This window comes from Candidatus Neomarinimicrobiota bacterium, from assembly GCA_017656425.1.
GTDB lineage: Bacteria > Fidelibacterota > UBA2242 > UBA2242 > B5-G15 > JACDNV01.
Window position 1 is genome coordinate 111,144 of record JACDNV010000008.1, and the last position, 23,676, is coordinate 134,819.

General features: G+C 36.6%; 15 protein-coding genes and 1 tRNA gene. 12 read left to right on the forward strand and 4 right to left on the reverse strand.

The window, feature by feature from the left end; genetic code table 11:
* Positions 1-5 precede the first annotated feature (5 nt).
* From H0Z29_07230 to H0Z29_07245, 4 genes are read right to left on the reverse strand one after another with little or no spacing between them, the layout of a single operon-like run.
* Positions 6-1,349, reverse strand: coding sequence for a V-type ATP synthase subunit B (locus H0Z29_07230; protein ID MBO8131292.1), 1,344 nt, complete (start codon positions 1,347-1,349; stop codon positions 6-8).
* Positions 1,333-3,081 carry a V-type ATP synthase subunit A gene (locus H0Z29_07235; GenBank protein ID MBO8131293.1) on the reverse strand — a complete coding sequence of 583 codons (1,749 nt, stop codon included), beginning with the start codon at positions 3,079-3,081 and terminating at the stop codon, positions 1,333-1,335. The genes H0Z29_07230 and H0Z29_07235 overlap by 17 nt, the downstream gene beginning before the upstream one ends.
* Complete coding sequence (locus H0Z29_07240; protein ID MBO8131294.1) at positions 3,074-3,574, reverse strand: DUF2764 family protein; 501 nt, start codon at positions 3,572-3,574, stop codon at positions 3,074-3,076. Before H0Z29_07240 ends, H0Z29_07235 begins: the two co-directional genes overlap by 8 nt.
* Positions 3,575-4,168 carry a hypothetical protein gene (locus tag H0Z29_07245; protein MBO8131295.1) on the reverse strand — a complete coding sequence of 198 codons (594 nt, stop codon included), beginning with the start codon at positions 4,166-4,168 and terminating at the stop codon, positions 3,575-3,577.
* 244 nt (positions 4,169-4,412) lie between these two features.
* On the opposite strand from H0Z29_07245, the gene H0Z29_07250 reads away from it, so the two are divergent.
* From H0Z29_07250 to H0Z29_07305, 12 genes are all read left to right on the forward strand, one after another.
* Positions 4,413-5,312: a hypothetical protein gene (locus tag H0Z29_07250; protein ID MBO8131296.1), complete on the forward strand. Its 900-nt coding sequence runs from the start codon at positions 4,413-4,415 to the stop codon at positions 5,310-5,312.
* Positions 5,313-5,325: 13 nt separating this feature from the next.
* A complete protein-coding gene (locus H0Z29_07255) occupies positions 5,326-7,137 on the forward strand; it encodes a hypothetical protein (GenBank protein ID MBO8131297.1) in 1,812 nt (603 codons plus the stop codon).
* Positions 7,138-7,262: 125 nt separating this feature from the next.
* A complete protein-coding gene (gene nusB / locus H0Z29_07260; protein MBO8131298.1) occupies positions 7,263-7,691 on the forward strand; it encodes a transcription antitermination factor NusB in 429 nt (142 codons plus the stop codon).
* An 86-nt stretch (positions 7,692-7,777) separates the two neighbouring features.
* Complete coding sequence (secA, locus tag H0Z29_07265) at positions 7,778-10,849, forward strand: preprotein translocase subunit SecA (protein MBO8131299.1); 3,072 nt, start codon at positions 7,778-7,780, stop codon at positions 10,847-10,849.
* Between the two features lie 221 nt (positions 10,850-11,070).
* Positions 11,071-12,882, forward strand: a complete 1,812-nt coding sequence (locus H0Z29_07270; protein ID MBO8131300.1) for a metallophosphoesterase family protein — start codon at positions 11,071-11,073, stop codon at positions 12,880-12,882.
* Positions 12,883-12,891: 9 nt separating this feature from the next.
* Positions 12,892-13,167 (forward strand): hypothetical protein, encoded by a 276-nt coding sequence (locus H0Z29_07275; protein MBO8131301.1) that lies wholly within the window; start codon positions 12,892-12,894, stop codon positions 13,165-13,167.
* 141 nt (positions 13,168-13,308) lie between these two features.
* A tRNA-Leu gene (locus H0Z29_07280) sits at positions 13,309-13,392 on the forward strand.
* A gap of 37 nt (positions 13,393-13,429) precedes the next feature.
* Entirely contained in the window at positions 13,430-14,710 is a 1,281-nt protein-coding gene (gene tig / locus H0Z29_07285) for a trigger factor (GenBank protein ID MBO8131302.1), read from the forward strand.
* Positions 14,707-15,312 carry an ATP-dependent Clp endopeptidase proteolytic subunit ClpP gene (gene clpP / locus H0Z29_07290; GenBank protein ID MBO8131303.1) on the forward strand — a complete coding sequence of 202 codons (606 nt, stop codon included), beginning with the start codon at positions 14,707-14,709 and terminating at the stop codon, positions 15,310-15,312. The genes tig and clpP overlap by 4 nt, the downstream gene beginning before the upstream one ends.
* A gap of 179 nt (positions 15,313-15,491) precedes the next feature.
* Positions 15,492-18,515, forward strand: a complete 3,024-nt coding sequence (locus H0Z29_07295; protein MBO8131304.1) for a TonB-dependent receptor — start codon at positions 15,492-15,494, stop codon at positions 18,513-18,515.
* A 29-nt stretch (positions 18,516-18,544) separates the two neighbouring features.
* Positions 18,545-22,474, forward strand: a complete 3,930-nt coding sequence (locus tag H0Z29_07300; protein ID MBO8131305.1) for a hypothetical protein — start codon at positions 18,545-18,547, stop codon at positions 22,472-22,474.
* A 24-nt stretch (positions 22,475-22,498) separates the two neighbouring features.
* Positions 22,499-23,545 (forward strand): PorV/PorQ family protein, encoded by a 1,047-nt coding sequence (locus H0Z29_07305; protein ID MBO8131306.1) that lies wholly within the window; start codon positions 22,499-22,501, stop codon positions 23,543-23,545.
* Positions 23,546-23,676: the final 131 nt, after the last annotated feature.

Below are 23,676 nucleotides of genomic sequence, written 5' to 3' on the forward strand. Positions count from 1 at the left end.
TATTTTTATTTGACAGTTGCTTCTTTTATCTCTTCCTTTTCTTTTTCTACTTCTTTCAGGTCAGGCCAGAATTTTTTAATCAGTTCAGTTCTGAGTCCTGTCTCTTCGGGTTTGAAACATTCTGCCAGTATTTTCCATCCAAGATCGAGTGCTTCCTCAAGAGGTATATTTACTGATAAGTCCATCATTTTTTGTTCGAACAGCTTACCATATTTTAAGAGTTTTTTATCCCAATCAGTCATTCGGAATCCCATTGCTCTTTTTTCTTCTGTTTCTAAGTACTGAGCATAGAGCTGGATCATTCCGTCCATTATAGCTCTATGGTCTTCACGAGTTGCTGCATTGACGTTTTGCTTTAGTCGACTTAATGAACCAAATGGTTCGATTCTCCCATTCCTTAGATAAAACTGTCCTTCTGTAATATAACCTGTATTGTCAGGCACAGGATGAGTTACATCATCGCCGGGCATCGTGGTAACTGCAAGGATTGTTACTGAGCCCGCTCCCTCAAAGTCAACGGCTTTTTCATATCTGGCTGCAAGCTGGCTATAAAGATCGCCAGGATATCCCCTATTTGAAGGTACCTGCTCCATTGTAATTGCAATTTCTTTTAGCGCATCTGCAAAGTTTGTCATATCAGTGAGTAGGACAAGTACATCTTTTCCTTTTAGAGCAAACTTTTCAGCAACAGCGAGGCAGAGATCCGGAACCATTAAACCTTCAACTATTGGGTCAGAAGCTGTGTGTATGAAAAATATTGACCTGAAGAGTGCACCACCTTCCTCAAGTGTATTTCTAAAGTACATATATTCATCGTACTTTAATCCAATACCGCCGAGTATGATCATGTCCACTTCTGCCTGGAGTGCTATTCTCGCTAAAAGTTGGTTATATGGTTCACCTGATACAGAGAATATAGGGAGCTTTTGAGATACTACAAGAGAATTGAAAACATCAATCATGGGTATATTTGTCCTGATCATCCTGCGTGGAATTATTCTTTTTGCCGGGTTGACTGGTGGACCTGCTACCGGGATGAGCAAATCAGTTAAAGCAGGACCATTATCCCTGGGCATACCGCTTCCGTCGAAGATTCTACCCAGCATATTGTCGGAGAAAGTAACCAGCATAGGATGTCCAAGAAATCTTACTTCATCGTTTGTTGTGATACCCTGACTTCCAGCAAATACCTGTAAGTAGACAATGTCACCGTCAATTTTAATAACCTGTGCAAGCGACTTCCCTCGCTGAGTTGTTATTTCAGCCAGCTCCTCATAGGCTACACCTGTAGCCTTCAATGATATGACGTTACCTGTTATGCTTAATATTTTGTTATATACTCTCTTCATTTTTAGTATATTCCTCTACAAGTTGTTTAATAGATTTCTCCTGTTTATTGAATTCATCAGTGTCCATCTTAATATAGTTCCAGTCAATAAATGACTGGCGAAGTTTATAGAAGAAATCACGTGCTTGATTCTTATCTTTGAAATTGTAATCTCTTTTTAAAATATCATATACTACATCGAATACATATTTTTGTCTTTCAGGGGAAGATGCAGCGTCCACTTCATCAAATGCATTTTGTTGTAAATAGACAGCGTCAAGGAATTCAGATTTTAAATAAATTACAAAGTCCTCAAGGGATGTACCTTCCTCCCCAACTACAAGCATCATTTGATGGATTTCATTACCTTTGAATAAAATGCCTCTTGCATATTCAATTTTTTCTTTTTCTATAAAACTTCTATACTTTGACCAGCTTTCAAGAGGGTGTATCGATGGGAAACGTCGAGCATTTGCTCTCTCCCTTGAGAGCCCGTGGAATGCACCAACTACTTTTAGCGTTGCCTGTGTCACAGGTTCTTCAAAATTACCTCCAGCAGGGCTTACTGTGCCTCCGATGGTTAAGCTCCCGAGTCTTCCATCATAGAGTCTAACAAGCCCGGCTCTTTCATAGAATTGTGCTATTCTTGATTCCAGATATGCTGGAAACGCCTCTTCGCCGGGGATTTCCTCCAATCGACCTGATACCTCTCGCATTGCCTGAGCCCAGCGAGATGTCGAGTCCGCAAGAAGGAGCACATTTAATCCCATCTGCCTGTAATATTCACCAATTGTGGTTGCTGTATAAACAGAGGCTTCTCTTGCAGCAACGGGCATAGAACTGGTGTTGCATATTATTACCGTTCTTTCCATCAGAGATCTACCAGTACGAGGGTCATTAAGCTCGGGGTATTCTCTTAAAATTTCTACAACTTCCCCAGCGCGTTCTCCGCATGCAGCAATTATGACTACATCAGCTTCTGCATGTCTTGATGTGATATGTTGTAATACTGTCTTGCCGGCACCAAATGGACCTGGAATACAATATGTTCCCCCTCTTGCAATAGGGAAAAAGGTGTCAATAATTCTTACTTTTGTAACCAATGGTTCAGTAGGGACTAATTTCTCTTTATAGGCTTTTATCGGTATCTTAACAGGCCAAGAGAAATGCATGGTAATTTCAATTTCTCTTCCCCTTTCATCCTCAATTATAGCTACAATATCTTTAACTTTATATATGCCCTTTTTAACAATATGTTTTATCTTGTATTCCTTATGTAGATAAAAGGGGACAAATATGTAATGTTTGAAAATACCTTCAGGTACCCAGCCTACAGCGATACCGCCTGTTACTGTATCACCGACTTTTACGGTAGGAGTAAATTCCCATTCACTTTGGTAATCAAGGGGATTTTCCATAGCACCACGAACCAGAAAAAATCCATGTTTATCCGCAAGAGCATTTAGAGGGTTTTGCAAACCATCGTAAACCTTTGTTAGGATTCCCGGACCCAAATCCACAGATAGCATTTCTCCTGTGAATTCAACGGTATCTCCAATTCTTAACCCCTTTGTGCTTTCGAAAACCTGCATAAAGGCTCTATTGCCAGCTACTCGAATCACTTCAGATTTTAGGCTTTCTTTTTCTGTAGTGATGGCATAACCAACTTCATTTTGCATTATCTCGCCATCTACTTCCACGGCAATCATATTGCCTGTTATACCCGCTATTTTTCCAATTTTTACTTTACTCATAGTTCACTTCACATGTTTGTTTGAATTTTTCAAAACCTTTCTCTTTGTTAAAGGTGAACAATCGTTCAAGTATTTGAAGCTTTAGTAAATAAGTTATTAGCTTTTCCAGATCAAAATGATGATCTATCTCAAGCTCATCAATAAAATCCCATCTTGCTTTCATTAGTGCTTTTTCTATTTCAAGTGGAGTTGATTCTCTCAGAATTCCAGAAGGGACATACTTGGTCTTGTATTCTTGTGACATCTTCTTCGCTCTTCGATAATTTGCCATATCCAGGCGTAGTTCATATTCAAATTGTTTGTACTTTTTTACTATTTCAGGATCATACGGTTTTATCTGGTACTCATTGATATTTATGCTTTTTAAAACGTTATAATCCTTATTTGATAGCCATTTTAAACCTTCGTTGAAGAACAATTCAATATTCATATATGTTTCTTTATCGAAATGTAAATAAGGTAATTGTGCTACAAAATAGTAGTATTTATCCATTTATTTCTCAAGCAATTCTCTAACGGTTGGTGTCAAATAGTTTTTTAGTATTTCTGCCAATGTCTCATCGGTAAAGTCATAATATAGGTTTTCACCTTTGATCCCGATCTTGAATCCAGCAGTGATTGTTGGATCTGGCTTTATTGTCACGGTATTTTTCAGGTCCTTTTTTATTTTTAATGTTACCATGTCCCGAATTTTTTTTGCTTCATCCTGGCTGACAATTACATCAATGCTTTGATCTTTTACCCAGCTCTCTACTATTTTTATAATGATAGAAGAGATCAAGTCCGGTTTCAGACTGCTGGAAATTTCGCGTTGTAACGTTTTTCCAAATAATTCCATTATTTTTTCTCTGGTGGAGAGTATGGTATCTCTGGCTGCCTGCTTGATTGAGGATTCAGCATTTTTGTATAACTTCTCAGATTCAGTATTAGCATTTTCTATGATCTTTTCAGCTTCTTTTTTTGCTTTTTCAATAATTGAATTGGCGTTAGCTTTTGCTTCAGCTATTATTTTTTCTTTTTCTCTTTCAGCTTCCTCAATACCATCCTTCTTTATTTTCTCTAATAGTGAATCTAGTTTTACTTCCATTTATTTTCTCCTGCTAGGTTTTCAAGGACAGCGTGAAATATACTTTTTTTTAATTGGTTAGTCAAGATAAAGTAATTGAATGAGCATTTTATTCTTTAAAATGAAATTTAATAATTTCAATTATCTTAATTGAATATAACAACTACATATATCTGATATGAATTTTGTTGCTTTAAAATTATTTTTTTTAAATTAAAAATAAATTGAATGATGTAATGAATATCAAATAATCGAAGGGTTTTATATGAAAAAGAAGAAATGTATACTTTTGGTTTTATTTTCGACTATTTTGCTTTTTAGTTGTGCTAACTATGTGCCTCTTAAATATGTGCCTATTAGAAGGGAATCTTATACATATTCGGCAACATCAATACCATTGAATGTCGTTGATAATGGAATTATACTCAGGAAGGGAGATGTTTATATTAGTGGTGGAGTTCAGAAGAAGTTTGGTAATACAAAAGTCACAAGAATGGATTCTGGGATTATATATACAGACACCACTTCGATTTATAATGTAAGTCACTTCTATATATACAACCTTCTATGGTTGGCAAATTTGGAAATGGGAGCTGGATTAAATGATTATATATCAGTTGGAATGAATATCACCGGCGCCTTTGGTAAATATGTGATACCCAAAAGAGTATATAGATATCATTTGAAGGAGAATTTGATATGGTCTGATGGTTTTGTAAGGGTAAATTTACCGTTAGGAAAATTTAATATGGTTATGAGATATGATAGGATAGGAAGTATGGCTTCCGGTTATAATGAAATAGTGACAGAATATAAAGTAATTAATGATGAGGATTCCAGTGAAGTTTTTGTTGAGGAATCGGAAGCTTATGGATTTAGAACTTTTGATGTTGGTGAAAATGCTACTTTTGTGATAATGTACAGAAAATATATTAATTTGTCTTATTTTGTAGGTTTTCAAATAAGAAAAGTGACAGTGGAAAAAAATTTGCTGTTTGAAAATAAAAAAATTAGTAACGCTTTTAATATTTATTTGGGTTCAAATATAGGGCTAAAGAATGGCATTGTATTATCGCCTTATATAACATACTCAATAATGGAAATGGACTTATTCCCTAAGATATATTATAATGTTGGTTTTAAATTTACTTTTTTAAATAAATAAGAAAGAGTAAAAAATGAAAAGATGCAACATATTGCTCACGTTATTTTTGCTATATGTATTCATTTTTCAACTTAATGCGCAAGATTGGTTGAATATTTCCATATCACCCACATTTAATGGAATGGGGGAAGTGGGTTGTTCTCTGCCATCGAGTGATATATTTTCATATGTGTTTAATCCGGCGAATGGTTTGTACGATATGGAGGGATTGTCCATTGGGTTCAATTCTATGAATTCCCTAGAGATAGAAAATGTTCATTTAAGAAATAATTTTATAAGTTTTTCCTTTAATAATCCCGGGAAAAGTCGAACTTTAAGCTTGAATGTTGGGAAAAATGTATTTGATTTTGATGAAGTTCAATTAAGACAGTATTATAAAGATAATGAATCCGGGTACGAAACAGATAGTTTTAATGATTATTCCTTACATTCAAATACTATTAATGCGAGTTATCTGACTGCAATTAAAAAGAATTACTTACATCTTCTGCTAAGTATCAGTGTAACTGGAAAATTTGTTGATGAAAGTCTGAAGAATTACCGAACAATAAAATCAAAACTCATGGATTTAGGACTTATAGTAACTCTGCCCTTTGGTTTTTCTAGTGAGCAAAGTTATTTTAAATATGATTTTTGGATTTCGTTTGGTTACAGCTTGTGCAATATTGGTTTAGATAGAAAATCCTTAAGTCCTTCATATAGTTTAGAAAAAGTTCCCTACCCTTTAATTGGAAGATTGGGTACATCGTTCACATTTGATATTTTAACAAGGGATAACTGGAAAATCTTTGAGTTAAAAGGAGCAAGGGAAGGTAAAGACAGTTTTGTTGAATTCTTTGGCAATGATGGGGAGGATAACTACGAATATCAGTTGGTTTTTGGTGATATTGACTTTCTTAGAAATGTTATAAGATCAAAGCCAGATTATTTAGTTACTGTCATGAGGGGATACGAGATAGGATTTTTTGAAACCTTTTATTTTCGGGCGGGGAGAAGAATTGACTTATATAATGGATATGATATAAATGAAACAGGATATGGAATAAACAGTAAAGGTATTTTTTATTTAATGAATATATTGACTGGTTATGGTCTTTTTAAAAAAGTTGCAGAGAATATAGAATTGAGGTATAACGAATCATGGTGGGCAAATGTTGGTAATTCTGAATCCATGGAATATGATGGTATCAGATTTAAATCTTATACACTTAATTTAAAAAATTTGAATAGAATCGGGTTTAAAAATACCGGCTTAAAAAAATATGCGGAAGGAAAAGTTGTTAATAATGATTTACGGCTATTTGTTGGTTTGAATAGATATCTACATCGTTTTGGTGAGTATATGTTCCGTTTATCTGAATTGATTTACTTTTACAAACAAAATGCAAAATACATTTCATCCTTTAGTCTTGGAATCGAAAAAACCGTTAACTTTTTAAATCTCGGGTTAGCTTTCCATAATAGCGGTTTTATTTTAGAGCATGATCCTGACGAATTAAAGGTATCAATCTTTATGCCTGAAGTGGAGTTTTATACGTTGTTGAGAATAAATCTGTTTGAAAATTATTATTTATCTGCAGGAGCAGGGTGTTTTAAAGAACTGGTTTTATGGATAAAAGGAAAAAGAGTAGGAGAAAAGAAAAAGTATTGTTTGCTTCAGGATTATGAATTCTGGGGTTCGAGTTTTATCTTTGGATTAAATTATGAATTGAACGATAAATGCACTATAAGATTAAGCTGGAGAGAAAGTAAAAGGCGTTTACATCAATTAGAGAGTCTTAAGGGGAAAGGGGGCGTGTCTATTATTTTATTGATGAAATTTTAGTTTCACCTCGATATGAATTTTCTCCGGAGGCTTTAAATCGTAGTTCTACTATAAAAAATACCTTAATTATTTTAAAATAAGTTTTAAATTTGTGTGCGTCTTTGAAAGATTAAGGTAATTGAAAAATGAGAGAAAGAAGAGCGGCAAGAGAATTAGTATTACAATCTTTGTATGCTCAGGAATTATCGGAAGATCCGGTGCAGACAGTTGAAGAATATATAATAAATCAGTCTGATCTTTCGGAAGAGCTCAAGGAGTTTGCACGTGAGCTTTTCAAGAAAGCGGCAACTAATAAAGAAGAGTTAGATAAGTATATTAAAGAGAAGTCATTGAATTGGGAATTTGATAGGATAGCGGTTGTAGATAGATTAATCATGCGAATGGCTATTTGTGAATTTTTATATTTTGATGATATACCCCCGAAAGTCTCAATAGCAGAGGCAATAGAAATAGCAAAAAAATATTCTACGGATAATAGTAGTGCTTTTGTAAATGGTATCCTTGATGCTATACTGCGAACTTTAATCGAGCATGGCTTAATAGAAAAGGTATAGCTCTTGTCGTGATTTTATTATAAGTGTAGAACATTATATTCTAAGATAAGTTTAATCCAACTGAGGATTAAGTAAAGGTATTGATTATGGGGTTTTTAAGTCTATTAACAAAAATTTTTGGTACCTCCAATGAGAGGGAGTTAAAAAAGCTGTATCCAATTGTAGAAAAAATAAACGAAATATATAAGTCCTTGTCAAATGTACCAATTGAGAAGCTTCGTCAGAGAACTGAAGAATTTAAACAGATGATAAAGAATGCAAGAGAAGAAGCTGAAAAATCAATTGAAAAAGATGATATTACAGAAGAGGAAAGAAAGAAGATAATTTTCAAAGCAGAACAAAGTGTACTTGATGAGATCTTGCCTGAAGCTTTTGCAATGGTCAAAGAGGTATGCAGGAGGCTGGTTGGTCAAGAGTGGACTGTTGTCGGACAGAAAACAACCTGGAATATGATCCCTTTTGATGTGCAGTTGATGGGTGCCATAGTTTTGCATCAGGGTAAAATAGCAGAGATGAAGACAGGCGAAGGTAAGACGTTGGTAGCTACAATGCCAGCTTATCTGAATGCTCTGACTGGGAGGGGTGTCCATATTGTTACAGTTAATGATTATCTAGCCCAGCGAGATAGTGAATGGATGGGTATGATTTATAAAGAGCTGGGTTTAACAGTGGGTTGTATTTTAAATAGTATGAATACTGAGGAAAGAAAGGCAGCGTATAATTGCGATATTACCTATGGTACCAATAATGAATTTGGATTCGATTATTTGAGAGATAATATGGCTTTATCTCCTGATGATCAGGTTCAGCGGGGGCATTATTATGCAATAGTTGATGAGGTTGATAGTGTCCTGATTGATGAAGCAAGGACACCTCTTATTATATCAGGGCCTGTTTCAAGCACCAGGAACCAGGTCTTTAAGGAACTTAATCCAGCTGTTTCTAGACTTGTCAGATTACAGATGGAAACCATCACAAAGATGCTGTCAACAGTTCCTGATGATCCAGGAAAAGTAACAGATGAAAAAGAAATAGCGAGAACTCTTTTTATTGCATCCCAAGGTATGCCGAAGCATAGAAGACTTAGAAGACTTCTTGAGGAGCCTTATTATCAGAAGGCGCTTCAGGAGGGAGAAAAAGAGTATCTACTACTTACAAGTTCGAAAACCGGATCATCGATAAGCCAGGATGAATATTTCAAAGATCTTTATTATTTTATAGAGGAGAAACAAAATACAATAACTTTGACCAGCAAAGGCGAAGAAAAGCTTGCTTCATTTCTTGGTATATCTGTAGATGAGCTTGTAATCCCGGATATAGGTGAGGAGTTTGCGAAAATTGATAATGATGAATCTCTATCTCCGAAAGAAATAGAGATGAGGAAGCTAGAGATTGACAGAAGGCATTCAGAAATATCAGAGAGATATCATAATATTTCCCAGCTTCTCCGTGCCTACACACTTTTTGAAAAGGATGTAGAGTATGTTGTCCAAGATGGAAAAGTTTTAATTGTAGATGAGTTTACAGGCAGAATTTTACCTGGTAGAAGATATAGTGATGGATTGCATCAGGCAATTGAGGCTAAAGAGGGTGTCAAGATTGAGGAAGAAACACAAACATTTGCTACTATTACTTTGCAAAATTATTTCAGAATGTACGAAAAGCTTGCTGGTATGACAGGAACAGCTGAAACGGAGGCGCAGGAATTTCATGATATTTATAAGCTGGATGTCGTTGTTATACCAACGAATAAACCATGCATCAGGATAGATTACGATGATCAAGTTTATAAGACAAAGCGCGAAAAATACAACGCAATCATAAAAGAGATAGAGGAGTGCCATAGAAAAGGACGGCCTGTTCTCGTTGGGACTATCAGTGTTGAAGTTTCGGAGACACTCTCAAGGATGTTAAAACGTAGAGGAATACCCCATAATGTACTAAACGCGAAGCATCACAAAAGGGAGGCAGAGATTGTTGCCAGGGCTGGTGAGCGTGGTGCTGTAACTATTGCTACAAATATGGCGGGTAGAGGAACTGATATAAAGCTTGGTAAGGGAGTAAAGGAACTCGGAGGATTACATATAGTCGGTACAGAAAGGCACGAGGCAAGAAGAATAGATTTACAATTGAGAGGTCGAGCCGGGAGACAGGGTGACCCTGGTTCATCAAGGTTCTTTTTATCTCTTGAAGATGATTTAATGAGATTATTTGGAAGTGAAAGAATAGCCTCGATAATGGACAGATTGGGTGTAGAAGAAGGTCAGGTTATAACTCACCCTATGATAACTCGATCTATTGAAAGGGCACAGAAAAGAGTTGAGGCAAGAAATTATTATATAAGAAAACGGCTGCTGGAATTTGATGATGTTTTAAATCAACAAAGAGAGGTTATTTATAAGAGAAGAAATTTTGTACTCAGGAATGATAACTTAAAAGAATTGCTTTTCGAAATGTTGGAAGATTGGATTGATGCAATTATAGAGAAATATACCCATAAGAGGGAGCACCCTGAAGATTGGGATTGGATTGGTTTAAAGGGTGAGGTATTCAACATCCTTGGTATAAACATAGAGATGGAAGAATTACAGGAATATTCTATATCTGAGTTGAAGCGTTTAATTATTGAGAAAGCGGTAAAATATTATGATCACCGAGAGCAGTTAATTGGCAATGAAAATATGAGATTACTTGAAAAATTCGTGATATTACGAACCATTGATGATAAATGGAAGGATCATTTATACTTTATGGATCAATTGAGGGAAGGGATTAATTGGCGGGCCTATGCTCAGAAAGACCCTCTCCTGGAATACAAAGCGGAGGGTTTTAACGCCTTTGTTGAAATGCTGGATGAGATTAATAGAGAGTCACTGAGATTGTGCTTTAGGGTGCAGATTGCTGTACCGGAGGAGGAGCGAAGGGTAAGGAGGCCGGCTCCTTACCGTACTGTGCATGAGGATTCAATAGGGCTTGGCTTCATGGTGCCTGCGCGTGAAGTGCCTTCTCCTCCTTCAAATGCAGAATTCCGTCCGGGCGGTCCAACGGAGTCTCCGAGGGGAGTTCCCGTAAGGGTTACCCGAAAGGTTGGGCGTAATGATCCCTGCCCATGTGGAAGTGGGAAAAAGTATAAGAAATGCTGTGGGAGAAATTTGTAGATTACTTCAGTAGCTGGGCAAAGACTGGTTTCTTTCCATCTGTCATTGGGGATAATCCGAGATATTCTTTAAATGTTTCTTTTTAAGCGGTCTATCTCTTGGTGTTTTGGTAATGTTTTTTGGCTTTCCCTTGTTGAGGGGTTGGTCTAGTTTGCCCTTCTTGGTTATTTAAACAGGTTTGTCTAAACTTTTTAATGGTTGTTGAAAAGAGTGGAAATGGAATGAGTAAGACCTTTCAACAGTTGTTTTTTGTTTTAGCTACCATTTTTGTTAGCACAGTTCTTGGATGGCAGGATATACGGAAAGCTCCCTATCTTATTTATAACGGTAATCCGGGTGAGATGGTGGTATTGTGGCAGATGAATAAAACGTTAACCTGTACTATTAGGTGGGGAGAGGATACTACTTTTTCCGATGGAGTGGCTCAGACGTCGGAATACAATAACGATCATCAACATAAGTACGTGATTTCGAATCTGGTTCCTGGAAATCTATATCACTATGAGGTGATAGCTGGAGTTGATACTTTCAGAGGTTCTTTTAGAGCTGCTCCTGAGGAGGATGTCTCCTCTGTAAAGTTTTTTGTCTATGGCGATACTCGTTCTTATCCAGAGACGCATAATAGAGTCGCGAGGGGTATTAATGAGCTATATGAAGCTGATTCTTCTTTCCATACGCTGGTTATATCGGTTGGGGACCTTGTGAGTAACGGAGACTCTGAAGATTACTGGGATGAACAGTTTTTTAATCCGTCCTATCCGGATATAATAAAGATGCTTGGTCACCTTCCGTATCAGGCCTGTATGGGTAATCATGAAAAAAACGGGGTGCTTTTTGAGAAATATTTTCCGTATCCATTTGTAGGAGGGAGATATTGGTCTTTTGATTATGGACCAGCTCATTTCGTTATCCTCGACCAGTATACGGGCTATGATCCTGGTTCTGTTCAATATGAGTGGCTTGTTAATGACCTGGCTAGTACAGGAAAGAAGTGGAAATTTATTGTCCTTCATGAGCCGGGGTATACTGCAGGAGGTAAACATCCCAACAACGTTATGGTGCAAAATTATATACATCCGCTGTGCACCGAGTATGGTGTGTCTATAGTTTTTGCGGGACACAATCACTTTTATTCGAGGGCGGAAGTAGGAGATGTTGTTCACATTACAACGGGAGGAGGTGGAGCACCGCTTTACTCTCCAGTTAAACAAGGAAATGTTGTTGTTGCTGCGATGGAGAACCATTTTTGTACTGTTGAGATTAGCGATAAGCTTTTGCATTTCCGGAGTATCAGTGACAAAGGAGAGGAGATAGATAGATTTAGTCTGAATGTTTACAAATTAAGACCTTATGATGTTTCAGTTTCACAGTTCTTTGCTAAGAAGGGGAAAGACTCTTTGATTGTGCTCTCACGCCTTAGAAATCCTTTTAATCGTAAAGTGGGTGTTTATACGGTTTTGTGTCCTTTTTATTCCGCGAAGCAGGATTCGTTTGCTATGTTTGATGATGGTTCTCATGGTGATGATGGCGTAGGCGATGGTTTGTGGGGGTGCGGTATGCCTGTGCCCGATTTCGAGGATGAGTTTGAAATAGCCATTGCCGTAATCGATTCGGAGGCGGATTTTTCTTTTTTGTCATATGATCAATCGCGTTTTACAACCATAGGTCCCGTGGTGCTTGAAAAATTTGAAATTACTTCTTCTGATACGGTACCAAATCATGGTGATCGTTTGAAATTCCAATTCGTGTTGAAGAATACGAGTGAGGAAGCTACTGCTCGTGATGTGACGGCGAAGGTTTCATGTCTGGACACTTTTGCGACTTTGCCTGTAGTTGTGACCTCTTCTTATGGTGATATACCTCCTGGGACAGCAGCAGTTGGGGATAGAAAGCAGTATATAAAGTTTAGTAATACTGCTCCTGATAGTGCATATGCGAGGTTTAGAGTTGATATTATGAGCGGCGGTTCTGTGTTCTGGGTTGACTCTTTTTCAGTACTTATTACCAGGAGCTCGGCTGGTATTGGAGAATGAGAGGAGAGGGTGTTAAGTTCGTGCGTTTTATCTCAGAATTATCCTAATCCTTTTAACAGAGTTACTGTAATAGAGTTTATAGTGACCAGGGATGAGAGGGTATCGTTGAAGATTCTTGATACGATGGAAAGAGAGGCTGCTGTTCCTCTGGAGAAAAAGAAGTATTCTCCCGGGAAGTATCTGGTCCGGCTGGATGGTATGCGGTTGTATGGTGGAGTGTATTTTTATGCGCTTGAAACTTCTACCGGGTTTGGGGAGGTCAGGAAATTTGTGTTATTGAAGTGAAGAGATTTTTCTTTGGTCTGGCAGTTAGTGCGGATTGGATGGAGCATTTCTTCGAAAAGGGGGTAAGTGTTTCCCTTTTTGCTTTTGGATATTTATCGATTTTCGGGTTAAATTTATTGGTTTTTTATGGGAACCTGATATGCCGCGGTGGCGGAACTGGTAGACGCGCTGGACTTAGGATCCAGTGGTCTTGTGACCATGCGAGTTCGACTCTCGCCCGCGGCACACGTTAAATTACTTGAACTTAAGAGGAAGGAATCTAATGAAAGTTAGTGTTAAAGATATCGACCAGACAAAGAAAAAACTAACAGTAGAATTTGACTGGGAAGAAATCAGGGATCAATATGACAAAATTTTTGAGAAGCTAAGGGAAAACCTGTCTATAAAAGGTTTCAGGCCGGGTAAAGTACCCGTTAATATTGCTAAAAATATTTTGAGAGAAGATGTAGAAAGGGAATTATCAAGCAACATTATTTCAGAATCAATGGAGAAAATAATTAAGGATGAAAAACTTGAGGATTATGTAGATATAGCTATCGGCGATGTTACTTTAAAAGAAGATGAAGGATTTTTATTTACAACAGAGATTGAATTTGACCCTGAATTTGAGCTACCTGCATATAAAAAAGGATTTACGGTTGTGAAAAACAATTATATTATTTCAGACAAGGAGGTAGAAGCTTATCTTGATGAATTAAAGGAGAACTATGCGCAATCCAGGGAAAAACTCGATGGGGCAGCAAACGGAGATTTTATAATCTGTGATATACAGGAATTGGGAGAAGGGGGTATCCCGATATTAGGCAGGAAAATTGAGGATAGAATGATAAAAGTAGGTGAAGGTATTTTTGGTCAGCCAGGAGCTGAGGGACTCATCGGAGCGAAGAAAGGAGAAAAAGTTAAAATACGCTTGTCCGATGAAAAAGGAAATGAAAAAAGTTATGAAATTTCTGTAAAAAAGATCGAAGAAAAAATATATCCTGAATTAAACGATGAGTTTGTAGAGAAAAATTTCGAGGGAGTAAAAAACCTTGAAGATTTGAAGAAAAAAGTATTTGAATATTTAAACTCGGAGTGGGATAGGAAGGCTGAAGAAGAGTTTGAAAGAGAGATAGTAAATTATTTTGTTTTGAATACTGAAATGAAAGTTCCTGAGTCAAGAATAAATGCCTACTTAGAAAAACTTATTGAAAATATAAGGGCAAGATCAAAAGAAGAAATAAATGAAGATAAAGTCCGAGAAGAATACCGCTCCATTGCAATACACGATATAAAATGGTTTTTGATAGAGAAAAAGATTGCCGAGGAAGAAAATATAACCGTAGATGCAATTGAGGTTGAAGACACAATCAAAGAGATTGCTAATAATTATCCAGAAGACCAGAGAATTAATATCATTAATTATTATCGAAGGAAGGATATCAGAAATAGATTGGAAATGGACCTGTTATCACAGAAGGTAATGGATCATATAAAACAATTTGCAAAGGTTAAAATAAATAAAATAAAAGTTAGTGACTTAATGAAGAGGAATATACAATGAAGAGAAATAAGAACGAAATCAATCAGGCATACGTTCCAATAGTTATAGAGAAAACCGGGGTTGTAGAACGTGCTTATGATATATATTCTAGACTCCTGAAAGACAGAATAATATTTCTTGGTCAGGCGATAGATGATCATGTTGCAAGTTTGGTAATAGCTCAACTATTGTTTCTTGAAGCAGAAGATCCTGATAGAGATATTTATTTGTACATTAATTGTCCTGGAGGTATTGTTACAGCAGGTCTTGCAATATATGATACATTGAGATATGTAAAACCTGATGTAGCCACAATCTGTATGGGTCAAGCTGCAAGCATGGCAGCGATCTTACTTGCAGCAGGTGCTAAAGGGAAGAGGTCTGCTTTACCAAACTCAAGGATTATGATTCATCAACCATGGGGTGGTGTGGAAGGTCAGGCAGCTGATATTGAAATTCATGCAAGAGAAATTGTTAGTCTGCGAGATAGAATAAATAATATTTTAGCAGAACTGACAGGTCAGCCGGTTGAAAAGATTGCCAAAGATACCGACAGAAACTTTTTTATGTCGTCTGAAGAAGCAAAGAAGTATGGGTTAATAGATAAAGTTTTAGGGAAATAAATATAAATAATTAACAATAAATAATATTATTTTTTAAAAAAGAAAGCAAAAATTTTCCTATTACGTCAGATAATAAATTTATCATTTAATAAAAAAAAATATTTGACAATAATAATTTTAGGATTTAAAATAACACTTGTGTGGGGGAAGTTTAATTATAAAAATAAATGGAGGTTGAAATGGATAAGAGAATTCTATGGGTGTTTATTATTCTATTGATTCCTCTGTTTTTGTACCCTGCGGGTTCAGTTGGAAAAATTTCCGGTAGGGTAATAGATAAAGAAACAGGGGAGCCTCTACCAGGGGTAAATATTATCATTGAGGGTTACAATCTTGGTGCAGCTACTGATGAAAATGGATACTACATCATTCTGGATGTTCCAGCAGGAGTCTACTCACTTAGGGCAAGTTTTATTGGTTATGAAACAATGATTGTGAAGGATGTGAGAGTGATAACTAATCTGACAACAGAAATTAATTTTAAGCTTTCTAGAACAACCCTTGAATTTAAGGAAGTTGTTGTCACTGCACAAAGACCATTAGTACAAAAAAGCGCAACCTACAGTATGTCAATTGCAACGGGGGAGGAGCTAGAGAATATACCAATTAGAAATATAGCAAATATTATAGGAACCATGGCTGGTGTAGTATATCAGGATGGTCAGATCCATATTAGAGGCGGTAGAGAAGATGAAGTAAAATTTTTCTTAAATGGTGTTCCTATTGTTGATCCTAATACAAATCAGCAGGTTGTATATGTAATACCAGAGGCATTGGAGGAACTACAAGTATTAACTGGAGGATATACTGCGGATGTTGGAGGAGCTAATTCTGGTGTTGTATCAATGCAGTTGAGAAGTGGCCCACAAAAATTTCAGGCTATGGTTGATCTGAGAACAGATGGTTTTAGTGATCCTGAAGAAGGGAAGAAATTATTAAATACATATACTTATGGACATAAGCGAGGGATTTTTACTGTAGGTGGTCCCCTTCTTTCTAATAATATCAAGTTTTTCTTGGGTGGTGAGTATGTAGACCTTGCAGACAGGGCAGTAAGATTTTCAAAAGGATTTAAATTCGAAAATTTAGTGGATATGAATCCACAGACACCTAAAGACCAGAGAGATACTGTTACCGTTGAGTATCCCAATGGTTTTACACCACATCAGAAAGATAAAAGGTTGACATTAAACGGTACTTTAACTTTTGATTTACCTATAAAGTTGAATCTTGGTTTTGCATATACAGATAGAAGGTATGATGTAGAAGATGGTAATAGAGTTATGTTAGATGTTTTAAATGACCGTGTTCCTTATAATGATTTAAATTCTTTACTATTAACTTTAAAGGCTACTAAGGTTTTAAAGAAAAATTCCTATATAGAATTTAGAGCTTCCAGGTTCAGTCATTCCAGAGAAAGAGGCGATAGCTGGTTTGACCATGATTGGAAGAAATGGTATGATAGCACGGCAGTAGCTGAATACACTGATGGTGAGGTTATATACAGAAATGCATGGAGACCTAAATACGATTATGTTTTACATGGTTTCCCATTTGAAAGAAATGGCACGCCAAATGACTTCTATTTCAAAAGGAATGAGCAATATATTGGATTTGCGGGAGATTTAGTAACGCAGATAGGTCTACATCATGAAATAAAGATGGGTGTAGATTCTCGATTATGGACTGTAAGGTATTTCGACATTGCCCCATCTGTTATGATATATACTGCTGAACCTGGAACTTATAGTTTCGAGACTTATGGAAGTATTGAAAAAGTCCCTGTAAATGTATGGATCCAAAGTGGATATGTGGATGCATATGGATATGATATTTATGGAAATGAAATAAATGATAAAAAGTATTATTATACGTCTGGTGGAGATACCTTACTTGGTTACGTGGATGGTCCGAGAAAACCTGTCGAACTTGCTTTCTATGTAAATGATAAAATGGAGTATGATGATATTATAATAAATGCAGGTGTCCGAATGGATTATTTTGATACTGATGATAAGGAACTAATAGATCCTGCAAGTCCAGCAGTCATAAAAACAGCAGTTATGCTGGCTGATACAGCGTGGAAAAAGAAAGATCCTGTGGTGTTGATAAGCCCTAGAATTGGTGTATCTTTCCCAGTTACTGAAGCAACTGTTTTCTATGCCCAATATGGTAAATTCTATCAGATGCCAAGTTTTCAAAATATGTATTTTAGCACCTATACTTTTGGTCGTCAAATAGTTCAAGGTGGTTATTATTATATTAATCCAATAGGATTTGGTCTTGATCCAATAAAAACTACATCTTATGAGATTGGTTTCAGACAGGCACTTGGTGGAGTTGCAAGCATTGATATCACAGGTTTTTACAAAAATGTAAAAGGTTTAGTGCAGGTAGTAAAGCAACTTCCATCAACTCCGGTATCGACTTTGACAACATATTACGACCGACTCGTAAATGGTGATTTTGCAACACATAAAGGTCTAGAAGTAAGATTTAACCTCAGAAGATGGAATCATATACTAGCTCAAATACATTATACTTATACTGATGCTGAGGGAACTCAATCTACCAGTACATCGGCTCATGGTGCCTTGTATTTTAACTCACAGATGCCCACTATAGTAAGACCATTAGAATATTCTCAAAGACATACAGGTTCAATTAACCTAGATTACAGATTCAAAGTTGGCGAAGGAGGACCACTACTTTCAGGTTTAGGAATAAATTTACTATTCCAGTTTTCAAGTGGTCATCCATATACATTTGTAACAGTTCCCGCTGGCGGACAGGTTGACCCATACGTTGCAGGTGTTGACTACATGCTTGATACAAGAGATAGGTGGCCATTGGAGCCAATTAATTCATCAGTTACTCCATGGACATTTTTTACTGACTTAAGAATTGATAAAACGGTTAGATTAGGGGGAATCGAAGCAACATTCTATGTAATAGTCAATAACTTAACAAATAGAAAAAATGTGATAAATGTATTTTGGAATACAGGTACGCCTGATGATGATGGTTTCTTAAGTGATCCAGTCAGGTCTCAGGCAACTATAAATGCCTATGGTGGCGATAGATATGTAGAGATGTATAGAATAATTAATCTGGGAAATGGACAGGCATATTGGGATAGGGTAGGAGCACAGTTATATGGTTCACCAAGACAAATTCATTTTGGTGTTAAGATAACTTTATAATTTTATTATAAAATATAGGAGGTAGTGATATGAAAAAAATGGGCAAAATATTTACAATATTGTTGATAATATCGATATTGACAGTAGCGATATATGCAAAGCCCGCAAATAAGAATACCAATTTGTATGAGAACTATTTATCAAAAATACTATTGACAAAGGTAACAAGGACATTGTCAAATATTAGTAACTGGAGCTACTGGATGTATTATGATGGTAAGTCCGGCATTAAGCCAGATGGGACGTCTGGAGGAATTTATCCTCGGGGTACTGCAGGTGTGATTTTTGAAGATGGATTTATAATCGGTGGCCTTGTTGATGGTTCTCCCAGAGTGGTAGGTCAGACATACGTTACAGGAACAGTGGCAGGTTGGATTACTGAATCTGGGCCAGTAAGTAGGGATGATGAAAGAGTAAAAATATGGAGAATTCGACCTGATTATAAGACGTTAACCCATAGTCAGTTAGTTCAGGATGCAGCAGAATTAAATATGATAGATCCTAAAGATGTAACAGAGGATATGACAAAAGCCATAATGGAGCAGTATGCTGAAGATTGGGAAAATTGGCCTGGTGATCTCGGGGCACCGTTCATTGATAAAAATGGCAATGGTGTATGGGATGGCTCGGATGTTGACGAACCCGGGATTGCTAATGCAGATCAGGTTGTATGGTTTGTATGTAATGATATGGATAAATCAGCTGCTAATGCTCTATATGGGTCAGATCCAATAGGACTGGAAATACAGGTTACTGCATGGGCATATGCACAACCCGGGGCAAGATTGGGACAAATAATTTTTAAAAGGTACAGAGTAATTAATAAGTCTGGAGAGACGATAGAAAACTGTTATGTAGCCCAGTGGTGCGATCCAGATGTAGGTGATGCTGGTGATGACCTTTTGGGGTGCGATACTGTACTTGGGCTTGGTTTTGCATACAATGGATATGAAACAGACAATCAATTTGCAGCCTTTGGTCTTGCTCCATCCGCGATCGGGTATGATTTTTTCCAGGGACCGCTGGTAGAAGGCATTTCTGGTCAGGATTTAAATAGAAATGGTGTAGATGATGCCCAAGATTATGGGTTATTTGATTTTAAGAAAAGACCCGGTTATATAAACATTCCAATGACTACTTTTGCATGGTTCTCTGCTGGTTCTGATATTAATGATCCTGAACTTGGTGATTATACTGGAACCTTACAATGGTATAATATGTTAAGAGGTTATAAACCTTTTGAGGATATAGACAAACCGGAGCCGTGGTATGTTGGGAATGACCCAAATCAGGGTACGACCAAATTTCCGTTGGCTGGAGACCCTGTGACAGGAGAAGGTGATGTCGATGGTACAGGTAAAAATTTCCCTCCTGGCGATAGAAGAATGGCATTGTGTTCTGGACCTTTTACATTTGCGCCTGATGATACACAGGATATTGTTGTTGCTATTATTGGAGGAAGTGGAGATTCGAGACTATCTTCAGTTACAGATATGAAGCAAACGGATCTTATCGCCCAAAAATTATATGATGAGGCTTTTGAAGGTATTCCGAAAGCACCATCTCCACCAAATGTTAATGTCATTACCTTTGAAAATGAGATTGTGCTCGATTGGGGTTTTGATCATGATGCCGTTAAAGCAACTGAAGAAACTGTAATTGCTGGTTATGAATTTGAAGGATACAATGTTTATCAATTGCCAAGTAGGAGCGCCACTAAAGATGAGGCTGTACGCATTGCTACTTTTGATAAGGTTAACGGCGTCAAAACAATAATGGGGATACGTTTTCTACCCGAATTTGGTCAGGAAGTTGAGGTCCCTGTGCAATACGGTACAGATCGTGGTGTTCAGAGACATATCGTTATTGATAAAGATTACATAAATTCAATTCCGCTTTATGAAGGAAATACATATTATTTTGCAGTAACTGCATACAATTACAATCCAGAACCTGAATTGATACAGGATAAGGCTATTGAGTCACCTTTGACTGTTTTGGCTGTAACAGTTCAAGAACCAAAGCCAGGAGATGTTCCACAAGATAAATATGGGAACTCCTATGAAATAGAACATGTTCAGGGAACTGCTGACATGAGTGCTGAATATATTGTAGTGGACCCATATAAATTGACAGGTCATAATTACGAGATTTACTTCCATCAGGCTGCATTCTTTTTAGATGTTGATGGACAGTGGAAAAAAGTACAAACTACCGGGAAGAGATTAGCAAAAGATGTTTCTCCATCGACTATTACTGGATATGCATTATATGGTGAAAGAGGTGGAACTTATGATTTAAAATTTATTCTGGATTTGGTATCACCTGATTATAATTATGCAGAAGGTGTGAAATTACGCTTTCCAGAAGGCATTGAAATTAATAGTGCAAGCTGTGAGGGTGATATTACTGCAATAATAGATTCTGATTCTAACATTGTTTTATTTGGAAGGGAAATAAAGAGTCCAGATGATTTATCAGGAGCAGGAGTTTTTTCAGGTGGTGAAGTTATGACTGTAAATATAGATGCTACTGCTCTACCAATAAGTGTAGACTATGTTGTTTATGACGATGGATGGGCAACTTTGTTCTGTTCTGATCCAGAAAATCATGATATATGTGAGCAATACGGCATACTGGATGCGGTTGTTAGGAATGCAGAGGGTACATGTATAATAGATTCATTAACCTATGCCCTTAAAACTGCCAATGTTTGGAGTGTAAAAGATTTAACAACAAATGAGATTGTTCTGTCTGATCAAAGAGTTGTTAATGGCATTGATTGGTTAACAGATGAAGAGGTTGGTTTTGGAGAAGTAGCTCAGGTAGATGGAATACAGATTAAAATTTATGGTAGCTATAAAGCTCCAATAGACTTTACAAAGTATGCTCATATAAATCCTGAGGGAGAGGAAGATGTGTTTTCAATGGATAGAGCTGTGGCGTGGCTTAATTATGACCAACATGGGAAGCCGTTTATAATTACAAGTTACTTACACCCCTATGGCTGGGCATCTACGGCTTATGCTGCTGATCCTGATGTATGGGGGTGTGGAACTACGGATATGGATATTTTACAAAAGGATATTGAGTTGAGATTTACTGGTGTATATGATGAACCATATACAGTAAAAGTAAATGGAGTTGATGTTACCATTCATCCTATTAAGGATGGAACTGGTTCACTTGCTACGATTGTTGGAGCGAGAAATTACAGCCTTGTAGATCATCCGTTGAATCCAAATCCAGGGAGTGATGAGCCATTTCTTATTAGAATACCTTTTGAAGTATGGAATGTAGATGATAATCGCCAGATATCCATTGTTATTTATGATCGTATCCAAAATCCAGCCAATGGCGGTGACTTTTATGCTTTTAATCCCAGTGACAGAATGTATTGTTTTATCCTTGATAAACCATATGATCAGACTATTTCCGCACCAGCCGATGTTGATCCAGATGCTGGAGGTAGTGATTGTCAGTATCTTACATGGAATCTTGTCTTCTGGAATTGCGACTGGAATGAAGGGGATAGAGTGGTAATTCAATACGATAATCCAATACAGATAGGTAAAGATGTATTGAGATTTAGCACAACAGCGCCGGTTCTTAGTAACATAGATTCTGCAAAGAAAGCTGTTGAGAAGATTAATGTATTCCCGAACCCATATTATGCATATAATGCCCTGTCTGATAATATGTACGATAATTATGTGACCTTTACCCATCTACCTGCAAAAGCGACTATTAGGATATTTACGTTATCAGGAATTGAAGTCAGGAAATTGGAAAAGAATGATCCAAGCAGCCAATTCTTAAGATGGGATCTTAAGAATGAAAAGGGTCTACCAGTAGCAAGCGGATTATATATTGCTTATATTGATTTACCTGATCTCAATAAACACAAGATTCTGAAATTCTTTATAATACAGAGTGAGCAAATTCTGGAATATTATTAATTGGATAATGTAGGAGGTGATAAAATGAATAAAAAAACAATTAACATATTTTTAACCATAACCACGTTAATATTAATTGTAAACATTCTATATGCTGGAGATGCATCTCGTGTTGGAACAGCTGGTGCGACACAATTGCAGGTTCCGATAGGAGGAAGGAACATCGGTTTTGCTGGAGCAGATATAGTATATACTCAACCTCTGGATGCTGTATATTGGAATCCAGCAGGACTTGGTGATTTGGATATGAGAGCTTCTGGTTTGTTTTCAATGCAGAATTTAATAGCGGATATAAAAGTTAGCTATTTCGCTGTTGGTGTAAAAATGGGGACAAAAGGTGTCTTGGGTGTAAGTGTAAAAACCTTTGATTTTGGTGAAATTTTGGTAACTACTGAAAAAAATATGGATGGTACCGGTGCGACATATTCTCCAAACTTTTCAACCGTAAGTTTGACATATGGAAGAAAGTTTACGGATAGAATTAATTTTGGTATATCCGGAAAGATTGTTTCAGAAAGTATCCCAAGGGCGAGTGCCTCTGTTACAGCTTTTGATGCTGGATTGCAGTATAAAGATTTATTGAGAATAAAAGGGCTCGGTTTTGGAATCGCAATGAAAAATATCAGCATAAGAAATTTGAAATATGAAGGAGCTGGCTTATTGAAAAAAGCCAGGCAGGAGAGTGAATCATATACCCAATATTTAAATATTCCAACAATGGAAGCTCACCTTCCAGCCAGTGTTGACATTGGTTTAAGTTATTTAATGAAAATGGGAACTTCCAGTTTACTTGTTAGTGGTGTTTTTCAGCAGAATAATTTTCAGAATGACGAGTTGAGATATGGTGCTGAAATTAGTTTATTTGACATGTTAAGTATCAGATGTGGATATGATATGATACTGTATGATCCTGATAATCCAGATATAGGAAAAAGTATATATGAAGGTATTTCATATGGTGGTAGTCTAACGTATAGTATTCAAGGAGTTAATTTCTCAATAGATTATGCTTATCGTTCGACAAAGTATTTTAATGGAAATAGTTCGTTTTGCATAACAATTGAATTGTAAATATTGAATTTTTACAGTTGATTAAAAAAGGGGGGGCGATAATGTCCCCCTTTTTTTATATTATTTCTTTATAAATTACAGTTGTTATAATAACTTTTGAATGTATGATCAGATTCTGTTTTAGATATCTT

Bases quoted from the DNA above. Each gene is read 5' to 3' on its own strand.
- H0Z29_07305 (MBO8131306.1), top strand. From the start codon at position 22,499: ATGAATAAAAAAACAATTAACATATTTTTAACCATAACCACGTTAATA.
- nusB (MBO8131298.1), top strand. From the start codon at position 7,263: ATGAGAGAAAGAAGAGCGGCAAGAGAATTAGTATTACAATCTTTGTAT.
- H0Z29_07255 (MBO8131297.1), top strand. From the start codon at position 5,326: ATGAAAAGATGCAACATATTGCTCACGTTATTTTTGCTATATGTATTC.
- clpP (MBO8131303.1), top strand. From the start codon at position 14,707: ATGAAGAGAAATAAGAACGAAATCAATCAGGCATACGTTCCAATAGTT.
- tig (MBO8131302.1), top strand. From the start codon at position 13,430: ATGAAAGTTAGTGTTAAAGATATCGACCAGACAAAGAAAAAACTAACA.
- secA (MBO8131299.1), top strand. From the start codon at position 7,778: ATGGGGTTTTTAAGTCTATTAACAAAAATTTTTGGTACCTCCAATGAG.
- H0Z29_07230 (MBO8131292.1), bottom strand. From the start codon at position 1,349: ATGAAGAGAGTATATAACAAAATATTAAGCATAACAGGTAACGTCATA.
- H0Z29_07295 (MBO8131304.1), top strand. From the start codon at position 15,492: ATGGATAAGAGAATTCTATGGGTGTTTATTATTCTATTGATTCCTCTG.
- H0Z29_07270 (MBO8131300.1), top strand. From the start codon at position 11,071: ATGAGTAAGACCTTTCAACAGTTGTTTTTTGTTTTAGCTACCATTTTT.
- H0Z29_07240 (MBO8131294.1), bottom strand. From the start codon at position 3,574: ATGGATAAATACTACTATTTTGTAGCACAATTACCTTATTTACATTTC.
- H0Z29_07235 (MBO8131293.1), bottom strand. From the start codon at position 3,081: ATGAGTAAAGTAAAAATTGGAAAAATAGCGGGTATAACAGGCAATATG.
- H0Z29_07300 (MBO8131305.1), top strand. From the start codon at position 18,545: ATGAAAAAAATGGGCAAAATATTTACAATATTGTTGATAATATCGATA.
- H0Z29_07250 (MBO8131296.1), top strand. From the start codon at position 4,413: ATGAAAAAGAAGAAATGTATACTTTTGGTTTTATTTTCGACTATTTTG.
- H0Z29_07245 (MBO8131295.1), bottom strand. From the start codon at position 4,168: ATGGAAGTAAAACTAGATTCACTATTAGAGAAAATAAAGAAGGATGGT.